This window comes from Brasilonema angustatum (assembly GCF_059505445.1).
Genome location: NZ_JCACKO010000001.1, coordinates 1 through 22,095 on the forward strand (window position 1 = coordinate 1; position 22,095 = coordinate 22,095).

Consider the following 22,095-nt stretch of genomic DNA (forward strand, 5'->3'; position numbering starts at 1 on the left):
AGACTTTGAGCCAAGAAATTTATTTCTTGGCGGACGAAAAGTATGGTGCAAGATCTAAGTCAACCTCTTTCTTACTAGGAAAGGGGCTGACAACAGCAGACTTCTCGTCAAAAGACGATAAAAATCCACCTACACACGCCGTAGGTGGGGTTTTGTGCATACCATTGGTTAAGAAAAATGCTTCTTTTATTTAACCGTGCAATGTGCTTCGTAGCTCGTATTCAGTCCCTTTCCTAATGAGTTTCTGCGTCGCCGGCAGCGCTTTAAGTCCTAAATAATGACCTTTGCTTCTAAGCATTTGGTCAATTTCATCACGCTTTTCTAAATACTGCTGTTCAAGTTCGATAAATGGCTCTAAAGCCTGTCTTATCTCATTGGTATTTTGTAGTAATTGCAGATGCTGATTTAAATCTTGTATCCGCTTTTGTAGCGGAGGTATCTTTATTTCTACATCTACAAGCATTGCTTGATATTTCGATAAATTGAAATTGAGTAGTGATATAGATTTTTCGAGTTCAAGACACTTTCTGGCGCGTTCATCGATATCACCAAATATATCATATTCGACTTTGCGGAGTTTTTCTTTTCTTTCACTAATATCCAGTCGTATACTTGCTATAGTCCTTTCAATTTGGCTTTTCTGGGCTTCTAGTTCATTAAGTGTTTCGTGCATATTTTCTAAATTCATAACCGCCTGCTCCTGATTTTCTATCTGATACATCTCTTTTTCGACTATGATAAACATAAATATTTTCTAACTCCTAAGCATGGAAAATTCTACATTAATAGGGTTTACGCACGAACAACGTAACCATAGTCCGCAGCGACCTTTGGGAAGTGATAGCTAGCCCCTTTGGGGGCGCTGCGCAAACGCTGCTGCGCAAAGCGCAGATCGCAACCCACTATTTTTAGTAGTGCGTAAGTCCTAATAAATATATGTGATAACAGTACAAAAGCACTACAAAAGTAGTGATTGATTGTTTATTCTGTTATTTCATGTTCACGGATAATCTCTACAAATTACCGTGACACGTTAGACTTCGTGTCAGTTGTAGGGTAAGGGGTAAGGGGAAAAGAATATAAAAAAACCTTTCTCTTTTAACCTTTCCCCTTTCCCTAAGAAGTGCAAAAGTAACTTTTGCAATCTTGTCTATTTTTTGCTTGTTTATTATTCCACACTTGAATTTTGATGATGGACTTTACTTTTAAAACATTTTCAGCTTCTGCTGATTCTACTCAGATTTAGAATTCCCTGATTGGTAACTTAGGTAGTGGCAGTACCGGGATTTTAACCTAGCTCATATGTGTCAACTTAACGTTCACGTCTTTATTCCACGTTGATTTGACCCCACCCCCCTTCGGGCGATCTGCCAAGGGCAGCAGCGTTTGCGCAGCGCCCCCTTAGGGGCTAGCTATCGCTCACCGCGCGCGTCACCCTAGTTACCACACAAAAGTACACTTACAAGAACTATCTCCAAAATCGAGCAATTGATCTGGCGGACTAACGTCCGCCAGATCAATTGCTTTCGGCTTTTGTGTGTGCCTAAAATTCTGCTCACGCAGCATGAATGAAGCTTGAGAGCCAATAAATTTAGTTCCCAGTTCCATGAACTGAGCTTTCAACTCTATAGATTTCGCGAGATTTTCACTGAACTGAGCTTGCAACTTTCTAGATTTCGCCCGAATTTCAGGAGATTGCTCTCTCACCATTTGAGATTTAGCCCTATTTTCAGTAGCTTGCTTTCTCAGCGCTACGCTCTGAATTTGATATGCCTGATTATTGGTAGGCATACAATTGCCTGGAGCGCTTATCAAAAGTTTTGGAGAATTTGATTTTTCTTTCTGCTCTAACTCTTGTGGTTCGACAGTCGAATTATAAATAGCGCTAAGGAGTGTTGCTAAAGTTTCACCAATTATCGGCTTTTTACTGACCAAAATTTCTTTAACTAATTTTTTCGCCGAATTAAGTGTTAGGCACGGTGAATTAAGTGCAGTTAACAAATCCTCGTTTGTATCACGCAACTCTTGCTGTATCTCTTGCAGTTCTAATTCTTTGTAGTACAGCAGTTGCTTGAAACTTTCTACTTGCTCGCACAAAAGCTCTAGTGTCTCTTCCATTTCTGGTCTTTCACTATAGTTAAGCTCAAGGGATCTTATTGTCACACTAGCTTTGTGTTGAGTATTTTCGCTTTGAGCACCTGTCTGAGCAGATTGACTGATTTTGGTAATAATTTTTTCTATAAGTTCTATAGTATCGGATAATACGCTCAGTTCCAGAATGTTCTCATCTTCGCTATTATTTGCCCCTGATTGTAAATCTTCTAGGGATCTTGACTTGGAGTCGCCGTTTAAAGAGTCCATACACTGTGGTAGCAAGCTTCTTAAATTATTTTAGCCAAAGACATAAGCTTTGGATCACGCTTCTGACTTGCATAAAATACACGCCTGCGGTAGAGGCAAAGGCTAGCCCTAACGTGTCAACAGGTTCAAGCCTTGATTCGGTGTTGATTTCACCCGTGCATTTGTATGGGTATTCTAATTCTGGATTGATAGTAAATCGTGTAAGTCGTCCTTGAGCACTGGGGTTTATCCGTACCCAGTGCTTTTTTATTTATCCAATTCTAATTATATTTTCCTGGGTATTCTAATTTTGAGTAAGAGTTGTTGCCTTTAAGCACTGGAGAACAGGGATACTCCAGTGCTTTTCTAATTTTTGTTATCTTACGTATACTTCTGCTCATAAGGCATGCATTAACATAGGCTATTTATTCAGCTTCAGTCGATTTTGAGCAGTGTTTATAACATCTTCTGTTACCTCATATATCACTAGCGGACTCCGCGCCGCAGGAGTTTAAGGCTCATATCTTGTACTCCTGGCAACAACCGCCTAGGGTTTAAACCCCAGTCTGATAGTAAAAGTCGTCTAAAGACGACTGCATAAGCCTTTGATATCATGTCCGGTTAAAGACTTATCATTAAAATCGCTTTCAGCAGGGAGCAGGGAGAGAGGCTTTTACGATTTTCGCACACATCCTCACTAATAATAACTAATCAACCGGACTTGATATGAGTCTACTTTAGTAGACTTGGACTGTGAGCCTCGGAATTGATTCCGAGGCGGACGAGGTTGGATTCTTGAGAATGGTGCAAAATCTCTGTTACGGGGGGTCTGTCTCAATTGCAAGCTTCCTGAGAAATCGTATAAGTAATCATTTTTGCGAGATTGGTATGTTTTCTCTAAAAGTGGGTAATATAAGCTTGCTCTCATAGTATTTTTACAAAGTTAGCTGAAGTTGAAATACTGGTTTAGAGGTATTTGGAACCGCAGATGTAGACGCTCTCTGGGCGACTTTCCGCAGAGTATGCAGATAAATTATCTGTGTGCAAAGTTCGTGCATCTGCGGTTTTTTTATGAGAAGTTTTAGCAGTCAACTACTTATGTTTCACTATGGTTGGAGATTAAAGAAAATCAAGAGGTTTTATAGACAAATTCGTAAAATATTTGTATCTACAATTAAAAAACAAATTCTTCGGCTATTACGGGCAATACTAGTCAATAATAAAAAACAACAGTCAAGTGTGAATGCTGGTTTTGTGTTACCAACTGTCGCAATGGTAGCATTGGTGGTTGTGTTAATAACAACTGCTATTTTATTTCGGTCTTTTGAAAGGGCAAAAAATGCTAGTAATGTCCGAGTGAATGAGGCTGTTCTGAATGCAGCTAACCCTGCTATTGAAAGAGCAAAAGCAAAAATAGAACAGTTATTTAGAGATTCTAGGTTAGAGTCCTCAATTCCTTCAGATTTTTCACTTGAACAAGTTATCAATAATAACCTTAACCAATTTACTTTTGGTGATGAGATACAGTTAAAACTTGTTCAAGGCGACGATACTCTACAAACTGTTTGGAAATATCCTGTAGATACGGACAATAACGGTAAGTTTGATAGTTACACTCTCTATGGTATTTACTTTCGGACTCCAACTAGTAATCAACCCGGAAATTTCTTAAAAGCAAGAACGCAACCGATGGACACAGGTACTGTTGGTAACGAATGTCAAAATTTAGCTACCACTAGCGCGAACTTAGTAAGTGCCAATGGTTGGTATCAAGTCGGTGAAAAGCTAAAAAAAAGTATTTTTGTTTATACTACAACTGTGCCAATCACAGATTTAACAATATTAAATACTAATAAATATGAAACATTTAGAGGTAATAAAGGCTTTGTCGCTCTAGAATATCAGCAAGACCGAGAGCAAGAAAGAATACCCCTCACTAACAATGCGGTTGTCTATGAAGATGATTTAGAAATTGCTTCTGAAGAAGGCATCAGTCTAAATGGACGTGTCTTCACAAATGGTAATTTGCTAACAACAAGACTGGCTCAGCCTATCAAGTTATATCTAGTTAGTAGTCCTACATCATGCTATTTCAAAGAGGTAAATAGCAAAATTATTGTCGCTGGAAATGTAATAGATAGTAGAGTAACAGACAATTCCAGTCATGGTGATGTGCAAGTAGATTTATTTGACCAATCTTATGTACCTAACAGCACAATTGAAAGTGATGTGATCAATAACACAAAGAAAACTGTACCTACATCTGTTTACGGAAACACGGCAGCTTATAATGATGAGGGGTATGCAAAACGAATTGACCGGTTAGTGCAAGCAACAAATAGTGCATATCCAAATAACGCAGACCTTCCTGATGAAGTGCAACAGGAAATAGAACGAGATTTAGCAGAGGACTACACTTTAGATGCTGTTAAAGTTCGTGATAAAAAGCTAAAAGCTTACTTTAAAAAAAGGACACGTCGTGTTCCATACGCCGAAATACCACAAGGTAGTAATCCACTAAAATATCGAAGTTACGACTATGAAACAAATAGTCCTCTTCAAGGAAATAGAAACTCTTTAAGGCCAGTGGATGAATGGGTGTTTACCTTCAATCCTGCTGATGGTAAAACGGCTACGAATTATGCCGAAATAGGAATAAAAGATAACGGAAGTAAACTTTATCTACCTGCAACAGAACCAGTAGAACAAGCAAAAGCAGATAAAGAGCAAAAAATAGGCGATCGCATTTTAGTTGGCAATAATTTACCTCAATTATGGTATGACACAACCAAAGGCAAATTTCTCAGTTCACCAGACGAAGGACAGACTATTACTGGTAAGGAATGGGATGTTGATAAGAACGGAAAGAATAGCACTGTTACTCGTAAGCGCTTCTCTCAAGCATACCAGTTAGAGGATTTAGGAGCGACAAACCGAGACGAATTTTGGGAAAAGTCAGCAGCACAAAAACCCCAAAGTTCTCTGGATGTCGTCGGGGGTTTGCGAGTTGTCACAGGTGCAGGAATTTACTTATCTAGCCGTTACACTTCTGGTGGCGGTAGTGCTCAATTTGCTAATGCGATCGCAGATCCAAAACTAGATACCATAGCAGATCCACCAGATACTATGCCCGATGAGAAGACACCTTATCTACGAATGCGGGCTACAGCTGTTTATCACTACCAAGATGATTCCTATAATCCAAAGATTCCAACCGACTATCAAAAACCAATTGCTTGTGTCAGCAGCTATTACAACCCCACAAATAGCACAACAGCCAGAAACCAGAAAGATTTACCAGACGTTAGCTTAAGAAATACAAACAGAGACTTAACTGGGCTACCGAATGTTAGTAATAATCCGGGTGACTCTAACAACGGTGTTGTCTACTCAGCTTCATCTTTGTCAACCACAGGTTACGAGAATGTGCTGAATTACCAAGCAAAGCTGAAATACTCAAATGGACGCTTGGTGAATAAACCACTACAGGATGCTTGGAAAAAAATCACAACTAGTCAGCCTCTTACCCTTGCAGAACAATCAACAGTTGACTCTGCGATTTGCGCCTTGAAGATTTTAGACGGTACTATTGGTAATCCCACAGATACTGTTATTCCTCATGGCGCTATTATGGAAACTGCTTTTCTTGATGCAAGAGAGATTAAAACAGTTGAATCGCGTGAACCGTTAGAAATTCGCGCCACTATCTTAGATTTGGATTTGTTACGCAGAAAATCAAAAAGTGGTGGTGAGTTTCTATTTCCAAATAGTGGAATTATTTACACCACTCGTGATGATGCACTCCCCGACGATAGTGAACCCAACAATTTAGATGTTAGTGCTACTGACTTCAAATTAGATTCAACTCGCCGACCAAATGCCATTATGCTGATTAACGGCAGAGACTTAAGCCGTAATGCTACCTATAAGCCAGAAGAAAAGGGACTCATTTTAGTATCTAACCTGCCAGTTTACATCAAAGGAAATTTCAATATTCACACCCAAGAAGAGTTCACAGACAACTCCTTAAAAGGAGAAAAGGACTGGAGTAATAAATTCTACGCGCGTCAATCACTGAATTCTAACTTCGGCTGTCGCCCGAATCAGTTTCCTGATTGCAACACTGGTGAAACTTGGCGTTCAGCATTAGTTGTTGCTGATGCAATTACAGTTTTATCTGATAATTTCCGCTTCGGTTTTCGCGAAGAGAGAAAGGGGGACTACAAGATGCAAACCGCCACAAATACAGAAACAAATCTCATATTTGCTCAAGGTAACACGCCGGGACGCCCAACAGAAAGCAATGGTGGTTTGGAAAACTTTGTACGTTACTTAGAAAACTGGAAAGGGATAAGCCACACAGTAGCTGGTTCTTTTATCCAATTTAAACACAGTAACTATGCCACTGCTCCTTGGCAAACAGTTATTGATGGAAGCAATCCTTCCAATTCAAATCTAAGTCGTACATCCTTCTTTACTCCACCCAACCGTTTATGGAGTTATGATACCGCTTTGCTGAATCAGCCACCTGACTTATTCTCTCTACACTTTACAACACCCGCAACAAACAAGCCGAATGAGTTTTACAGAGAAGTCGGACGAGACGATGCTTGGGTAAAAACTTTGTTGTGTGCTCAAGATCCTAATGGTAACTACACCATTACCCAAGATCAACGCGGTACGTGTTCTTAAATCAGTGAATAGTGATAACTGATAACTGTTAATGTTATGATTCACCGAAAACAGCAACAAGCATCTTTATCTAGTCAGTCAGGTTTTACCATCATTGAATCATTAATAGCAGTCGTTGTTGTTGGCATATTACTAGTGGCGATCGCACCTCTTATTATCTTCTCTGTCGCAACACGGTTACAAGCAAGACGTATTGAGTTAGCAACTAACGCTGCTCAAACTTATATTGATGGCATTAAATCAAGCACAATTCCACCACCACCCATCATAACGAACAGCGCGGCAACAACGACCGATTCACCTTCGCCAGATGCACCATCAGGAACCCTAACTTGTCCTACAACTGGAACTGGCTTATGCGAAATCTCTCCTGCAACTCCATCATCTCAGTTATATTGCGTAGATGGAGATACGGGAGGTTGTACAAGTGATAACTTCAAAGACATGATTGTTCAGGGATTTGGGTATAACCCAACTTCCAATAATGCCGAGGATGGCTATAGATTGGGGTTACGAGTGTACAGAGCAGACGCTTTCAATAAGCCTAGCATCACATTGAAGGCATTGAAAGACCCAGACATTAAACAAGCACAAACTTTCACTAAAGGGACAGGTTTAATATCCATCCAAGCACCTTTAGTAGAAATGACAACAGAAATATCAAGTAAAGTAACAACATTTAGTGATTTCTGTCAGCGCCTGAAACCTCCTGCTACTAATCCTAATCCTAAGTCTCATTGCTAAGTCTCGGTAACTATTCCGAGCAAATCAATATTATGAATTTATTATGGCTTTTCATTAAGCAGTTAAAGCTTTTTCGCCAGAAAAATAAATGTGATGGCTTTACCTTGATTGAGTTACTGGTAGGCATCATCATCGCTACTCTTGTTATCACACCTTTGCTAGGATTCATGATTAACATTATGACAACTGATCGACAAGAGCAAGCAAAGGCAGATACCGAGCAAGAAATCAAAGCAGCACTTGATTATATTGCGCGGGATTTACAGCAGTCAGTCTATATATATGATGCTGATGGCATTAATGCAATTAGGCAGCAACTACCAAGGTATGGTTATAAAAATAATTATTTTCCTGTTCTTGTCTTTTGGAAGCGGGAGTCTATTTCCAAAGAACTTTCTGCTACACAAAAAGGAAATTTGTTTGTTTACTCTTTAGTTGCCTATTATTTAATTCAAGATAATGACCCTACATGGTCTAATGCTGCTAGAATCGGTAAATTTCAAATCAAAGACGGTTATGGAGCTACTGAAACCGAGAAAAACGAAACCCGAGACAAAGGTTTTCAGATGTTTAATCTGCAAGCTTCAGGCAATCTTAAGAGTAAGATGAATCAATGGACAAAAAACAGCGACAATTACACACAAAAAATTATACCTTTAGTTGATTACATTGATCAAACTACAATAAATGATAATACCAATCCAGCACCTTATAATTGCAAAATAGGTCAACAGTTGCCACAATTTTCTGGGAGTGGAGATGCTGTTGCCACTAAAAATGTTAGAACACGTGGCTTTTACGTTTGTGTGGATTCCGAAAATACCGTAGCAGAACTTTATTTACGTGGTAATGCCCTCGCTCGTCTTCAAAACAATAATATAGATTTTAATGAGAGTTATAAAACATATTTTCCTCAAGCAAGTATACGAGTCCAAGGCAATGGATTCTTATCTGCTAAATAACTTTAAGGATAAGCAGAATTGTTCTAGCAATGGCTTCACACTACTAGAGCTTTTAGTAAGTATTGTCATAATTGGTATCTTAGCTGCCATATCAGTTCCAAGTTGGCTAGCTTTTGTCGATACTCAGCGCCTCAACACTGCTCAAAACGAAGTTTATCTTGCTATACGCCAAGCTCAAAGCCAAGCTATCAAAAACAAATTAACTTGGCAAGTTAGTTTTCGGGAACAAAACGATATTGTGCAATGGGCAGTTCATCTTGCCACAAAAAACCCAGTTAACGCTATTTGGAATAATTTAGATCCAAATGTGCGCTTGGATGCGGAAACAACTTTACAACAGTCAAATGGTGTTGGGCAAATCCAATTTGATGATAGAGGAAATATTAGGAAACCACCGTTGGGACGAATAACTTTATCTAGTAAGTCTGGTGGAAAAGCTAAACGTTGTGTCTACATTTCTACGATTTTAGGTGCAATGCGAACGGGAAAAGAACACGATGAACCTGACAAAAATAAGTATTGCTATTAATATAATTTTAATTTATTTCAAGAAGGTATCTCGTGCTCAATCTACCAGAAACAGCAAAACAGCATCTGATAATTTTCACTCGCTATCCAGAACCAGGCAAGACAAAAACTCGACTGATACCTGCTTTGGGAACTGAAGGTGCAGCAAATCTTCAGCGTCAAATGACAGAACACACATTATCTCAAGTGAAACAGTTGCAAAAGACTTCCGCCATATCTTTTGAAGTGCGGTTTGCAGGTGGTGATTTGCAACTTATGCAAGAGTGGCTAGGATATGACTTAATTTACCAACCTCAAGGAGAGGGAGATTTGGGTTTGCGGATGACACAATCTTTCTTCAATGCCTTTCAATCAGGTGCAGAAAAAGTCGTGACTATCGGTACTGACTGCCCTGGTGTGAATAACCAGATTTTAGCAGAAGCTTTTGCACAACTTCAGCAATGCGAGCTTGTGCTTGGTCCAGCAGTTGATGGTGGGTATTACTTAATTGGTTTGCAACGTCCTGTGCCAGAATTATTTATCAATATAGACTGGGGAACCTCTCAAGTCTTCCATCAGACTATAAGTATTGCTCAAACGTTAAATTTATCAGTCGCTGACTTACCTCACTTGGCTGATATTGATCGCCCAGAGGATTTGCCAATTTGGGAAGAGATTCTCAGATTTACGCACTAAACTGGTTTGTTGTGACGATGGTGTGTAGTGATTTTTCCCCTTACACCCTACTCATCACACCATAAAAATGTATCTCAAACCCCTCTAATGGAATATTTACTACAGCTATCAACGTTCCCAGTGTTACTTTTGTTTTTTTTTACACAAGGGTTTTTCTGAAGACAACCTAGAATCGAGATGCTACCGTGGTGTGGCTGACATTAAAGGGTAGAAAATATATCACCCAAAAAAGAATCTCTCAAACAGAAATAATAGGTAGCCGAATAGGAACAATATTCCAGTACCTTTATATAAAATATTGACTTCAGTCAACTACAAGACGAAAAACTATGAATAACCGTTTAGGTGCTGCGATCGCAGCCCGCACACTCAAAGTGATTGGGATAATTTTAATATTGTCCTTTTTGATTGATTTTTTGATTATAAGCCTTGACTTCAGCCCAACCGATAGGCTGTTGCAACTCAGATGGGCAGCAAGTTTGGTTGATCGAGGAGTCGTGCCATTAGTCGCATTGGGTATGCTATTTACTGGCTATTGGATTGACAGTTTTGATGATGGCACTCAACCCCAGTCTATAGACTTGAGAATGCCAGCTCTTGTGATATCAAGTATCTTGGGATTACTCTTTTTGATTATTGCTCCTGTCCATGCTGGGAATATCATTAATCAAAGAACTCAAACAGTGGATCAAATCACCAGAGATGCACAACTAGCAGAAAACCAATTGAAAGGTCAGCTTAACCAAGTGAAAGCTCAATTGGGTAACGATCAAGTCAAAGCATCTGTAGAGAAGCAGAAAGCCCAAGTCAAAGCACAATATACTGAACTTCTTCAAGATGATCAGCGTTATCAGCAAGCACTGAATAACCCCAATATTCCCCAAGCTACAAAAGATTTGCTCAAGAAATTCAAAGCCAATCCTCAAGAACTTGACAAATTCATAGCCCAACAAAGTAATCCAGACCAACTTGCAGATCAAAGATTAGGGCAAATTCGCGCCCGCCGGGATGAGCTGATAAAACAAGCTGAAGACAATTGGAAGCCCGGTTTGAGAATTGTTATAGGCAGTTTGCTGTTGTCTATTGCTTACATTATTATCGGCTGGTCAGGTTTAAAAGCTATGAATGTTATAGGTGGTAAACGCAAAATGCCTGCACGCTAGTCCATTATTTTGAAGGCAGTACGATGCATCATACTGCCACTTTTTTATGAATTCCTGATGAAGATGATCTTAGTTGACTTGCATATATTTACCAGAACAAAGTAAAATTCCGCACAAGACAAGTCATATCAATTTAAGATTGCGAATGTTTTCAATTTACATATTGACTTATAACGAAGAAATAGACATCGCCGCTTGTATTGAATCGGCGATGCTATCAGATGACATTATTGTTGTAGACTCATGCAGCAGCGATCGCACCGTCGAAATAGCCAACCGCTATCCAGTTCGTGTGGTTCAGCACGCTTTTGAAAGCCATGGTCGTCAACGTACTTGGATGCTAGAAAATATATCTCCCAAGTATGAATGGGTTTATATTCTAGAAGCTGACGAACGCATGACGCCAGAACTGTTCGCGGAATGCCAAAAAGTGAGTCGTAATCCAGATTACATCGGCTACTATGCCGCTGAACGCGTCATGTTCATGAATTCTTGGATTCGCCGCAGTACTCAATATCCTCGTTACCAACTGCGCCTTTTCCGCCACGGTAAAGTCTGGTTTACAGACTATGGTCATACAGAACGAGAAGTTTGTGACGGTCCAACAAGCTTTTTGAAAGAAACATACCCTCATTATACTTCTGGCAAGGGGTTCAGCCGCTGGATTGATAAACACAACCGTTACTCCACAGATGAAGCCAGAGAAACCCTTCATCAGTTACAAAACGGAACAGTTAGGTGGAAAGATTTATTTTTTGGGAAGTCAGAAGTCGAACGACGCCGCGCCTTAAAAAATTTGTCCTTGCGCTTACCAGCTAGACCAATCATACGTTTTTTGTATATGTATTTTATCTTAGGTGGCTGCTTAGACGGACGCGCTGGGTTTACTTGGTGTACATTGCAAGCTTTCTACGAATACCTAATTCTGCTAAAAGTTTGGGAAATGAAGCATATGCCAACACCCAAGTTGGATGCAGAAGTGTCTGGAAGCAAAGCTACGCAGTTAGTATCAAATTCCGTTGATTAGTCATATCGCTCTCTACTTAGATATTGAGCCAGTGCTTGGTATCGAGTTAGGTCAAGCCATAGATAATACTCACCCTCGACCTAACTCAACACTAACAGGTTATTTACTTACTCCCCAATACAAAGAAAGTTGTTACATCGTTCCAAATACCTTTGTATGTTGCAGTTGCTTCGAGTTGTGCAATGTATTCAGCTTTGAGTTGTTCTAATCTCTCTGGAGGGAGTTCTTTTACTTGAGAGCCAAAAGCGCTTCTCGCATTTGCGTACCAAGCTTTTTCAACATTACTCAGATAAGAACCAAACTGTTCGGTTATGACTTTGATATCTTGAAAACCTAGGTCTGTAAGCAAATTTTGACACTTTTGAGGAGTTCCTAATGGCTCGTTCGGATTGGGAATTAAAATTCCATAAGTCTGGGCTTTTTGTCTAAACATGACAGCTGCTGTATGGGCAGTTTCAGCAAAGCAAGAAAAAGCAACTAATCCACCTGGTTTGAGAAAGCGATGCCACTGCTGTAGAGAGTTCTGAATGTTCGTCAAATACACGATCGCACTAGAGCAAAAAATGATATCGAAGCTGCTGTCATTGAAATTGAGATAATCAGCGTCTGCTTCTATGAGTTCAATATTTTTGAGTCCAATCGTCTTAATCTTCCTCTGTGCTTGCTCTAGCATACCTTTGGCGATATCTACTCCCACGACTCGACCTGAAGAACCAACAATTTGTGCTGCAGTAATTGCCACTAATCCTGTACCAGTAGCAATATCGAGGATTTTCTGTCCTGGCTGAGGTTGAGCGATTTCAATCAGACGATTAGCTAAACTTAGGTGAAATTGATTTCCTTCATCATAGTTAGGTCTGGAATTGAAATCATCAACTACTAGCTGCTTGTACTTGTCAATATCTACATGGGCAGTCATGGGAGCAAGTCTCCTTCAGTTTACTTTATTACTAAGCTGAGATTAAGGAGTTATAAGCACTTTTATCTTCTGAAAATTTGCTGCATTAATGTTTGAAAATTGCTCTTATTTAAAATTTTAGTTAACAATTAGTCTTTAACATCGGCGTGTTGCCTTTTATTATTTTTCTCCTCAGAGTTATAAAAGAGGGATATATTAGCAATCTTATCTGATTTCTGATTTATGTGAAAGTGCCTGCACGTAGCGTATAATTCGCGCATAGGGTGGGGTTTCAATCTCCACACATTACCTCCTGTTGGCTGTTCCCTTTTATAACTTTTTATTCTTTCTTTCCCTTAAAGAAACACTGCCAATTCCTTGAAGAATACCACGACCAATCAAACCGATACCACGACCAATAACTTGCGTGAGAACAAAGACAACACCACTGCCAAACAAGGATAAGAGCGATTGTATACGAGGAGCGATCGCATCACGAAATTCTATTGCTAAAGTGACAACTAACGGAATTCCAGAAAGTTGCGTTAACTCTTGTCCACGTGGCGCATAAATCGAAGTTGTGGCAATACCGCGAGGTGCAAAGACAAATAGCTCATAGCGGCTTTCAAAAATTGCTTTCGGCTCATTCACATAATTCCTGAGGCGATATCTCCACGACAAATTATTTCTAAATCGTTCAATTTCTCGTATTGAAATCAATTGACGGTCATAAAAATTTTGCTTCACTTCTTCTACATCTGCTAAAGAGTTGAGCAACGGTTGCATAACACCATTGCCTACCTGAATCAAGAGATTCTCCAGAATCATTTCTGCATATTCTTTTGCTTCAAAGCTACCTGCTGGATAGGAAGTATTATCAATTTGCAAATTTCTTTGAAATAGGAGATAAGAAAATAACTCTTCAATCAGGGGAATTCTATTGAGGATTTCGGCTCGCACCACAGCAGCATCTTGCAGAAGAAAAGTAACTATTTCTAAATTATTATTGTCTACTCGCACCCGAGAAAATTTGCCAAAAAAGCTCGTAGTTGCTGATTGCCATACATCCAGCAACACAGTACTTTTTAATTCATATAATTGGCTTATCTCTACTACAGAAGCACGCATTTCATCTAGCACGTCAGCAATTTTTTGTAAAATAAGATAAAGTAAATCACGTTTTTTGTCTTCACGTAAAATATCAATTTCTAAAGGGATAGCTGTCACATTTTGTAAAGGAAGCTGAAGTTTGGTAAGACAGGATGCAAATAATGCCGCTTGTAATGATCTAGGACTCAGCACAGAAGCTGGTGAGTCAGATTTGGAAACAGAAGTACTTGGGAGAGAATTTATCGGAGACTGCAACTGTGCAGATGCGAAATTATTGCTTGCAGAAACATTACGTGAATGCGACTGTACCTCCTGTCGCCTTTCCAGTGATGAAGCTAATAATCGATTCAGCAGCCAACGCGCTGCTAGCAATTCTCGTCTTTGCCCAGCTAACACTGCCCGATCTAATAATGGTAATCCGGGAACTTGTAATTGTGCTGTCACTTCACTCAAAGTGACGTTGATGTACCCAATCCCTGATAACCGTAGACGCTTCCGTAACTGAGCAAAAGGAAGTTCAGAAGACGTGAGGTTTTCAAGAGCATATCCTGCATCCTCGTTTCTGTAAATCCTCATGTTCTGTTTTCCCATCTCCCAATCCCAGGATGAACCACCTGCCACCACATCGTGCATAATGGTCACTAATTCAGAAATAGGAGTTCCTTTAGGACAGTAACCATCGACTCCAGCAGCTTTTGCTGCTAGAAGTAGTCCTTGTTCTTGAACAGAACTTAAAAGTAATAATGGCAGATTGGGGTACTGGGTTTTCAAATGGCGACAGAGTTGTAAACCCAGTTGCTGGCTAGAAACAAAGCGACTATTTCCCAATTCCAAAACGACTAAATTGACTTGGTTTGGATTTTCTTGTGCAAGTTTGGCTAAAATCTGCAATGCAGCAGTGTCTGTTTCTGCCTCCGATACCACCTGTAAATTGGAGAATTCTTCCAAAGCTACTCTTAGCCCTAATCGGAAGATGGGGTCCTGGTCTATTAACAATAATCTTAAAGGGCGATCGCTCATAATCTGCTTAAAAACGCAAGCTTTTTTTACTTTAGTCGTAAATAAGCTTGACAAATGAGCGTAGTTTCTTTGCTTGGAACTATTTCACAATCCACTCCCTTCTGGAGTCATTGAAAATGCAGATGGTAAAACGGTTGTAATAGGTAACTGGTAGTGGTTGCACTTGGGCGCAACTCACTATCAACCGTCATTTGCTCTCTTGCGAATTACGGTAACCATAAAAGTTAATACTATACTCAGTAATCCGCACTCCTGTTTGTTCTTCAATTTGACGGATAAATTCTTCTGGTAGTTCTACATGAACATCCAGGATTTGATTTGTATCCAAACAGTTAACATGACTGTGGGAATCACTAATATTGCCGTATAAACGTCCATCACAGCGTTCAATACATTCAATGATGCCTTGGCTGGATAACGCTTCTAAATTTTGATAAACAGAGGTATGCCCAATCTCTTTACCTTCATGATTCAGGCGATCATAAATTTCTCTGGCAGAAAGATGCTCTCTTGCTTCCCAAAGTAGTTCTAGGATAAAGCGACGCTGACGACTAACGCGCATACCCAGTACCTGACACTGCTCAAGAGCATCTTCCAGTGAACGAATAGGTTTTGTTGATATCGTTTGCTTTTGCATATTTTAAAGTTTATTAACTGATGGGTTAATTTTCCCTGGGAAGTGTTTATTTGTTATTTTATATATCCAACATTTTGCACCCTGTTAGCTCCGCTTTAGCAGTGTTTTTGCTGTTGATGAGTGCGGACATCACAGGTGAGGGTGAAGAGTTTTTGTGCTGGTTGAGTAATGGTTTTTCACCCTCTCAATATAAAATGAACTCATTACAACTTTAGCTTAAAATGGCTGCAAACGTCTACTTTACTGCTAGTACGTGGGGCGCACCAAATAAAGCTACCATCACCAAATAAGTAAAATCACATCTTTTTATTTTTGTCTTGTTGTAATAGTCTTTTGTCTTCAGCTATTTCGGACAGTATATGTAGCGTGAATAGTCGAAAGCTGCTACTGTGGATTCTCGATCATACTCTTGAGCACCACTGCTGCTCTTTCAATGACAATCACTATCCCACTCAACACCGACTGCATTAACTCCTTGGATCTGTCCCCCGTAGTCACAGAGATTGAAAAATTGCTGCAAGAGGGGGCGATCGCATCCTACGAGCAGCAACTGCATTTTGATATCGACTATACTCTGGAACCAGGCGATCCACGGGAACTTTCAGAAATTCCAGAGGTGCGGCTCTGGTTTATCCGTCTAGATACTCGCTATCCCTGGTTAGTATTTTTACTTGATTGGAAAACTGGCGAATTTGCCCGTTATGCAGCAATGCTTGTCCCGCACCAGTTCAGTACCAAAGAAGGTATTCAGTATAATCCTGAAGCTTTAGAAATCTTTTTAATGCACAAGCTGTTTGCTTTAAACGATTGGTTACAACAGCAGGGTATTCCTAGTAAATCTCGCCTCCAGTCGATGGCACAACTCCTAGGTTATGAGTTAGATGATGCCTTGTTTGAAATGTTTTAATCATTCAATCATAAGCCCTACGGGCATCCTACCCATGAACGTGAATAACAAGATTCCCGACTTCGCCAAACTTGTCGGGAATCTTAAAATCACTAGTAACTATGACTAATGTTTTCTCATCTTTAGCTTCTTCGCCGTAAGCCCCGCACCATAACTGTATTCAGTTTGGTGTCGGGAGAGGCGGCGGACAACGTTTCGACTTCGCTCAACGTAAATGACGATTGCATCTTGGCTTCATGTTTTCTGCAAGAAAGCATTGGTGAACCATGACGGCTGGGTATTCTATTACTTGTAAGTGCTTTAAATCAAGACTAAGTCAGTGGACATAAATAATCGTAATCAAGGCAATTGCGTTTGCGTAGCGTGCCCTGTGAACATACGGAACGTAGTCAGCCAGTGCTGCACTGACATCTCCATCCTTATGCCACTGGCAAACTCTTATCTCCTGCACGCCTACGCTCTTGCAACGCCCTGTGGGCGGGCGCAAAGCGCATACGGCAGGAGCCCCGTGCTGCTGGCACACAGATCTGCCGTTGGGCAGACTGAAGCAATCGCAAACTGCTGCGTTCGCTTCCTTTCGCTTACAACACACATGAAACACTTTTGTCCACTAACTTACTTAATACGGCATATCAGTCTTAATGCTGTACTAAAAGCATATTCAACTGCTTTCGATTTACTCGGTAATGCCGCTTGCCAGATGCGATAATCGTTATACTCAAGAATTAAATTTGCCATGTCATCAATTCTAATTTTCTTTAGCACATCGTATTGAGCAGATTCAAAGTCTCTAAGAGTTCCACCGTTTTCCAAAACTTCTTGTGCAGCTTTGATAAAACCGTCTAAAACGGTTTTTCCGTATTCTTGGCCAGCACGTTCTGTAAAAATAGTAGATGATTTAAAGGCCTTAAATTCTTCTAAAAGAAGGTTGGCAATTTTTCTACCTTCTGAAGTATTCCAATCACAGGGTAGTTGAACATCTAGATATTCATCTTGAATATATTGATACTTGAGATAATCCTTTATGTCTACAGTTACTTGAACAATTTTGTAACCAGCAAACAATTGCTTCAAAGATTTTGCACTTGTATCAATAGATAAGTCAGGGAAAACTTTTTCTTCACCCTCTGGACATTCATAGACAAGATATGTCCAAATTCCTACTGAATCACAAATTTCAGAGTTTTCACGTTGATAGAAAGTAATTGTTCCATCTTCCTCATATTTAAAATAGGCATTTTCCGCATCTTTTAGCGTACAGTGATGCATATTTTTTGAAGAGTGCATGAGCGTTTTGAAAATCCCAGTGATGTGGTGAGGTTGGTTTTCTACTTGGATGTAACGTTTTCCACTGCTCATGAAACCATGTAATCGAATCGCCATCTGTTTTTCCTTGTATTTTTCGTCACATTCTTGTTAGATGCACCAGCCTGACAGCAAGAGGGAAGTTAAGGAACACATAACATGGCGCGTTAGATCTATCGGTAAGCTATCCACACCTGATAAGAATGGCAAGTATTTGTTGCCATGCAGCCGAGAATCCTGAGCTTGCTGCACTAAGGTTACTATTCTTTGTTCTAGCGTAAATTTTTGGTTCCCGTGAATTAGTTTCGTAACAAGATAAAAAACTCGTTACTTCTTTAATTTTCTTTGTCATTTCAAGGTTTTTAATAAGATAACTCAGTGTTATCTTCATAAATTAGGCTAGAAGCTATACCCAAGCTAAACTTCTAACTTATGCCCAATAATGACAAAACACGATAAATGTGTAGTAGATTACCGAAAAAATTTGCTCTATCAAAAATCTACCGAAAATATCTTATTTCTACTAGCCTTTTGCAAAAAAATTTTGCAAAAGAATAAAATATCAAGCTATTATGCGTCTAATAATGCTATTGACCCGTTAGGAAAGTCAATAAGCTAAAATCCACCTTTTAAAGGCGGATTTTAGATAGTAACAAAAGTTTTTGAGACAAGCTGTGCCGAAGTGAAGCTCGGTAGCACTTGTATTTTTGTATTTTTTTTTAATCTATAACTGCTGTAAAATCCATTCAACAGCTACAGCTAAATCTTTGGCGATGTAATCCGGTTTTGTGTGGTGCTGGTAATCACCCACCAAAACGCGATCGCCAAAACCTGTTTGTACCAAAATACCCACACAGCCAGCATTGTGTGCCATATCCACATCAGTTGCTTTGTCCCCTACCATAAAACTGTGCTTGAGGTCTAAATCGTGTTCCCAGGCTGCTGCAACCAACATTCCTGTATTGGGTTTGCGCCAAGTAGACCACTGGGTGTAGGCTGGGTCTATTCCTCCTTCTGGTGGGCTGAGGTAGGGACAATAATACAAAGCGTCTAATTTTGCTCCAGCCTGCTGTGCCAAGAGTCGGCAAAGTCGCTGATGTAACGCTTGTACGTGACTATCTGGATAATAACCTCTGGCAGGTCCCGATTGATTTGAAACCAGACAGCAAAAAATACCTCGGTCATTGAGCTGGCGCAGGGACTTGGCAACCCCAGGAATTAAATGTAAATTTTCTAGTTGGTGAATGTAGCCAGCCTCAACATTTAATACTCCATCGCGGTCTAGGAATACAGCAGGTTTACCCACCCCAAATTTTCTCCAACACGAGTTGAGGCGAGATATCTGCCATTTTACCTGTAGAAGATTTAATGGCGAGGAATTTATCACTCGTGGGTAACAACTTTGCTGGGTTTGTCGGACCAAACAAGGCAATGGTATAAGTCTGTACCGCCACACTCAAATGCATCGGGGCGCTGTCGGTACACAGCATTAAATTTGCTCCAGCAATCATCGCTGTCAATTTGCCAATATCATCAGGACTACTGATTTTGATATTGGGTACGGATTGTTTGAGACTGCGGACAAATTCTTCATCCTCTGGTCCTTGGATGACTACCACGGGCATTTCTGGCTGCTTTTGTTGGAAGTCTTGAATAATCTGCCGCCAATTTGCCACAGGGTAAACTTTATCCAAACCTTTGGTTTTGGCAAGTGCGCTAGAACCACCGTGAATTAAAACGTAGCCGGTTTCCTTGATCCCCAGGCGCTGTTGCTCCTTAGTTGCCCAGTCAATATCTGGTACTGGTACATTTACTGCTAACTCAGGAGTTGGGGAATTAATACCTAACCCTTGCAGCAAGTCATGATACATGCAAGCAGCATACTGTTCTGTTTTCAAAGGAACTGAATTGGTGAGAAAAATAGATCCTTTGCTCTTGTAGCCAATTCGCGTGGGGATTCCAGTCAGCCACAGCAAAACGCCCACTAAAGCGCTTTGCCCTAAAGCAATGGCAACATCGTACTCGCGATCGCGAATCGTGCCTATCAAGTTGCCCCAATCTGCCATACTGTTACGGTCTTTGTAGTCAAACGCCAGTACATCATGGACTGACTTACTCACCCGGTAAGCAGTCTTTGAGCGGGGTTCCACAACAACATCTACCTGAGCATTGGGGTAATAGTGCTTCAGGTCATCTAAGGTCGGGAAAAACAGAATTTGGTCGCCAATTCCGCCAGGGACAAGGGCTACTATTCGCATAATATATATTGACGCTTACTCGCTAATTATTTTAGGGGAGATTTGGCTTAGTAATTAGGAATTAGAAATTAAGGATTAGAACTGGTCAGTTGTGAGCAGCCCCACAGGCGGCTCACCACCCGCTACGAATGAAAGAAACACCTTTTCCCTGTTAAGCGTTCCCTATTCCCTGTTAAGCGTTCCCTGTTAAGCGTTCCCTATTCCCTGTTAAGCGTTCAAAGTTGTTAGTTGTCAAATCATACTACTAACCACTAACCTATCCCCTATAGTGAAACTGAGGGATTCTGTGCATTTATTAATTCCAGCCGCTGGAAGCGGAAGAAGAATGGGGAGTGACCGCAATAAACTTCTACTTGTGGTGCGCTCTAAGCCTATTATCGCGTGGACTCTTCTGGCTGCTGAAGCGGCAAGTCAAATCAGTTGGATAGGCATTATCTCCCAACCTTATGATTGGCAAGATTTTCAGACCATTATTACTCAATTAAAGCTCTCTAAGCCAGTGGAACTCATTCAAGGGGGTTCTACGCGTCAAGAATCGGTTTACAATGGATTACAGGCGTTAAGCGACTCCGCTAGGGAAGTATTGATTCATGATGGAGCTAGATGCCTCGCCACACCAGATTTGTTTAACTCTTGTGCTCAAGCAATTCGAGACTGTCCTGGTTTGATTGCTGCCGTCCCGGTTAAAGACACGATTAAAGTCGTAAATGAAAATGGCATTATTCAAAGCACACCTGACCGACGACAGTTATGGGCAGCCCAAACTCCTCAAGGATTTGATGTTAAGTTGCTCAAGCAGTGTCACGCCGAAGGTCTCCGTCAAGGGTGGGAAGTGACAGATGATGCTGCTTTGTTTGAAAAGTGCGGCTTTGCTGTGCGAGTTGTCGAGGGAGAGGAAACGAATTTGAAGCTAACAACTCCACAAGATTTGGCGATCGCTGAATTTATTCTCAAAACTAGGCTGGGTGAGCAGTAAGTCATAACAATTTTTGGGTATTGCCCAAGGTTCCTCTTTGGTGAGCTCAATGAGCACCTTGACTTATGTCATTAAATATGATACCTTTCCAAACACCTGTGATTCTCTTTTGTGATTTGTCATTTTTTCTTTGTATAGCAGTTGCCAGGTAAATGAGGACATGAACTGATGAGGAAATACAGACACCACGAGCTTTCAGACCTGTTAAGCGTTCCCTGTTAAGCGTTCCCTGCTATACCAGTAACTTCTGACTAATGCCTAATACTTAAGGCCTAATGACCAATGACTAATGCCGTGATAAATGCAGCGACCAAAATAGAAGCAATTCTCTATTTGAAGGGTAAGCCCCTGTCTATCAGTGAAATTACTGAGTATGCCGCTTGCGATCGCGCGACAGCTGAGGAAGGCATCATAGAACTCATTGATGAGTATGCCCACCGAGATAGCGCCCTAGAAGTTGTTGAAACTCCAAATGGTTATAGTTTGCAACTGCGGTCAGATTTTCATGACCTAGTGCAAACTCTGATTCCAGTAGAATTGGGCGTGGGAGCATTGCGGACTTTGGCAGGTATCGCCCTAAATAGTCCAATACTCCAAAGCGACTTGATTAACCTGCGCGGTTCTGGTGCATATCAACACGTTCAAGAACTTGTCGAACTTGGTTTTGTCAGAAAACGCCGAGACAGCGAATCTCGCTCGTATTCATTACAAATCACCTCTAAATTTCACCAGTATTTCCAAATCGAGCAACTTCCGCCATTATTCTCCAACGGACAGGAGCAAAAACAACTAGAGCTAGAACTCACAGCAGCAGAATCCAACAGCAGTTCTGTTACTGTGGAACAATCCTAGT

19 protein-coding genes are annotated in these 22,095 nt (G+C 40.5%); 11 read left to right on the top strand and 8 right to left on the bottom strand.

Annotated features, from left to right (window positions below):
• Positions 1-194 (top strand): hypothetical protein (locus AC5JM2_RS00005; protein ID WP_495832869.1); only part of this gene is annotated, 194 nt, incomplete at its 5' end.
• On the opposite strand, the gene AC5JM2_RS00010 is transcribed toward AC5JM2_RS00005, so the two are convergent.
• Positions 191-745, bottom strand: coding sequence for a hypothetical protein (locus tag AC5JM2_RS00010; protein WP_495832870.1), 555 nt, complete (start codon positions 743-745; stop codon positions 191-193). The genes AC5JM2_RS00005 and AC5JM2_RS00010 overlap by 4 nt on opposite strands.
• A 695-nt stretch (positions 746-1,440) precedes the next feature.
• The gene (locus AC5JM2_RS00015) at positions 1,441-2,361 is read right to left on the bottom strand and encodes a hypothetical protein (RefSeq protein WP_495832871.1); all 921 of its coding nucleotides are present in this window, start codon (positions 2,359-2,361) and stop codon (positions 1,441-1,443) included.
• A gap of 1,050 nt (positions 2,362-3,411) precedes the next feature.
• Here AC5JM2_RS00015 and hpsA point away from each other — a divergent pair.
• From hpsA to AC5JM2_RS00050, 7 genes are all read left to right on the top strand, one after another.
• Complete coding sequence (gene hpsA, locus AC5JM2_RS00020) at positions 3,412-7,032, top strand: hormogonium polysaccharide biosynthesis protein HpsA (RefSeq protein WP_495832872.1); 3,621 nt, start codon at positions 3,412-3,414, stop codon at positions 7,030-7,032.
• 36 nt (positions 7,033-7,068) lie between these two features.
• Positions 7,069-7,776 (top strand): hormogonium polysaccharide secretion pseudopilin HpsB, encoded by a 708-nt coding sequence (hpsB, locus tag AC5JM2_RS00025; protein WP_495832873.1) that lies wholly within the window; start codon positions 7,069-7,071, stop codon positions 7,774-7,776.
• 32 nt (positions 7,777-7,808) lie between these two features.
• Positions 7,809-8,738, top strand: coding sequence for a hormogonium polysaccharide secretion pseudopilin HpsC (gene hpsC / locus AC5JM2_RS00030; RefSeq protein ID WP_495832874.1), 930 nt, complete (start codon positions 7,809-7,811; stop codon positions 8,736-8,738).
• Positions 8,716-9,267, top strand: a complete 552-nt coding sequence (locus AC5JM2_RS00035) for a GspH/FimT family pseudopilin (protein WP_495832875.1) — start codon at positions 8,716-8,718, stop codon at positions 9,265-9,267. The genes hpsC and AC5JM2_RS00035 overlap by 23 nt, the downstream gene beginning before the upstream one ends.
• 32 nt (positions 9,268-9,299) lie before the next feature.
• On the top strand, positions 9,300-9,941 hold the full coding sequence (locus AC5JM2_RS00040; protein WP_495832876.1) for a TIGR04282 family arsenosugar biosynthesis glycosyltransferase: 642 nt from the start codon (positions 9,300-9,302) through the stop codon (positions 9,939-9,941).
• 329 nt (positions 9,942-10,270) lie between these two features.
• Positions 10,271-11,104 carry a hormogonium polysaccharide biosynthesis protein HpsJ gene (gene hpsJ-B / locus AC5JM2_RS00045; RefSeq protein WP_495832877.1) on the top strand — a complete coding sequence of 278 codons (834 nt, stop codon included), beginning with the start codon at positions 10,271-10,273 and terminating at the stop codon, positions 11,102-11,104.
• 145 nt (positions 11,105-11,249) lie between these two features.
• Positions 11,250-12,131, top strand: coding sequence for a glycosyltransferase family 2 protein (locus tag AC5JM2_RS00050; RefSeq protein WP_495832878.1), 882 nt, complete (start codon positions 11,250-11,252; stop codon positions 12,129-12,131).
• 103 nt (positions 12,132-12,234) lie between these two features.
• On the opposite strand, the gene AC5JM2_RS00055 is transcribed toward AC5JM2_RS00050, so the two are convergent.
• The 3 genes from AC5JM2_RS00055 to AC5JM2_RS00065 form a co-directional block, all read right to left on the bottom strand.
• Positions 12,235-13,050 carry a class I SAM-dependent methyltransferase gene (locus AC5JM2_RS00055; protein ID WP_495832879.1) on the bottom strand — a complete coding sequence of 272 codons (816 nt, stop codon included), beginning with the start codon at positions 13,048-13,050 and terminating at the stop codon, positions 12,235-12,237.
• 309 nt (positions 13,051-13,359) lie between these two features.
• Positions 13,360-15,159 (bottom strand): DUF3685 domain-containing protein, encoded by a 1,800-nt coding sequence (locus AC5JM2_RS00060; RefSeq protein WP_495832880.1) that lies wholly within the window; start codon positions 15,157-15,159, stop codon positions 13,360-13,362.
• 187 nt (positions 15,160-15,346) lie between these two features.
• Positions 15,347-15,796, bottom strand: a complete 450-nt coding sequence (locus tag AC5JM2_RS00065; RefSeq protein WP_169268337.1) for a Fur family transcriptional regulator — start codon at positions 15,794-15,796, stop codon at positions 15,347-15,349.
• A gap of 433 nt (positions 15,797-16,229) precedes the next feature.
• Here AC5JM2_RS00065 and AC5JM2_RS00070 point away from each other — a divergent pair, with 433 nt between their 5' ends.
• Positions 16,230-16,703, top strand: a complete 474-nt coding sequence (locus AC5JM2_RS00070) for a CRR6 family NdhI maturation factor (protein WP_495832881.1) — start codon at positions 16,230-16,232, stop codon at positions 16,701-16,703.
• 615 nt (positions 16,704-17,318) lie between these two features.
• Here the strand turns inward: AC5JM2_RS00070 and AC5JM2_RS00075 are convergent.
• The 3 genes from AC5JM2_RS00075 to AC5JM2_RS00085 all read right to left on the bottom strand — a co-directional run bounded on the left by AC5JM2_RS00075 (position 17,319) and on the right by AC5JM2_RS00085 (position 20,266).
• Entirely contained in the window at positions 17,319-18,086 is a 768-nt protein-coding gene (locus AC5JM2_RS00075) for a hypothetical protein (RefSeq protein ID WP_495832882.1), read from the bottom strand.
• 646 nt (positions 18,087-18,732) lie between these two features.
• Positions 18,733-19,314 carry a D-glycero-alpha-D-manno-heptose-1,7-bisphosphate 7-phosphatase gene (locus tag AC5JM2_RS00080; protein ID WP_495832883.1) on the bottom strand — a complete coding sequence of 194 codons (582 nt, stop codon included), beginning with the start codon at positions 19,312-19,314 and terminating at the stop codon, positions 18,733-18,735.
• The gene (locus AC5JM2_RS00085; RefSeq protein WP_495832884.1) at positions 19,307-20,266 is read right to left on the bottom strand and encodes a glycosyltransferase family 9 protein; all 960 of its coding nucleotides are present in this window, start codon (positions 20,264-20,266) and stop codon (positions 19,307-19,309) included. The genes AC5JM2_RS00080 and AC5JM2_RS00085 overlap by 8 nt, the downstream gene beginning before the upstream one ends.
• Positions 20,267-20,552: 286 nt before the next feature.
• Between AC5JM2_RS00085 and ispD the strand changes: the two genes are divergently transcribed.
• Together ispD and scpB are read left to right on the top strand one after the other, a co-directional pair.
• Entirely contained in the window at positions 20,553-21,242 is a 690-nt protein-coding gene (gene ispD / locus AC5JM2_RS00090) for a 2-C-methyl-D-erythritol 4-phosphate cytidylyltransferase (protein ID WP_495832885.1), read from the top strand.
• Between the two features lie 297 nt (positions 21,243-21,539).
• Positions 21,540-22,094, top strand: a complete 555-nt coding sequence (gene scpB, locus AC5JM2_RS00095) for an SMC-Scp complex subunit ScpB (protein WP_495832938.1) — start codon at positions 21,540-21,542, stop codon at positions 22,092-22,094.
• Position 22,095: the final 1 nt, after the last annotated feature.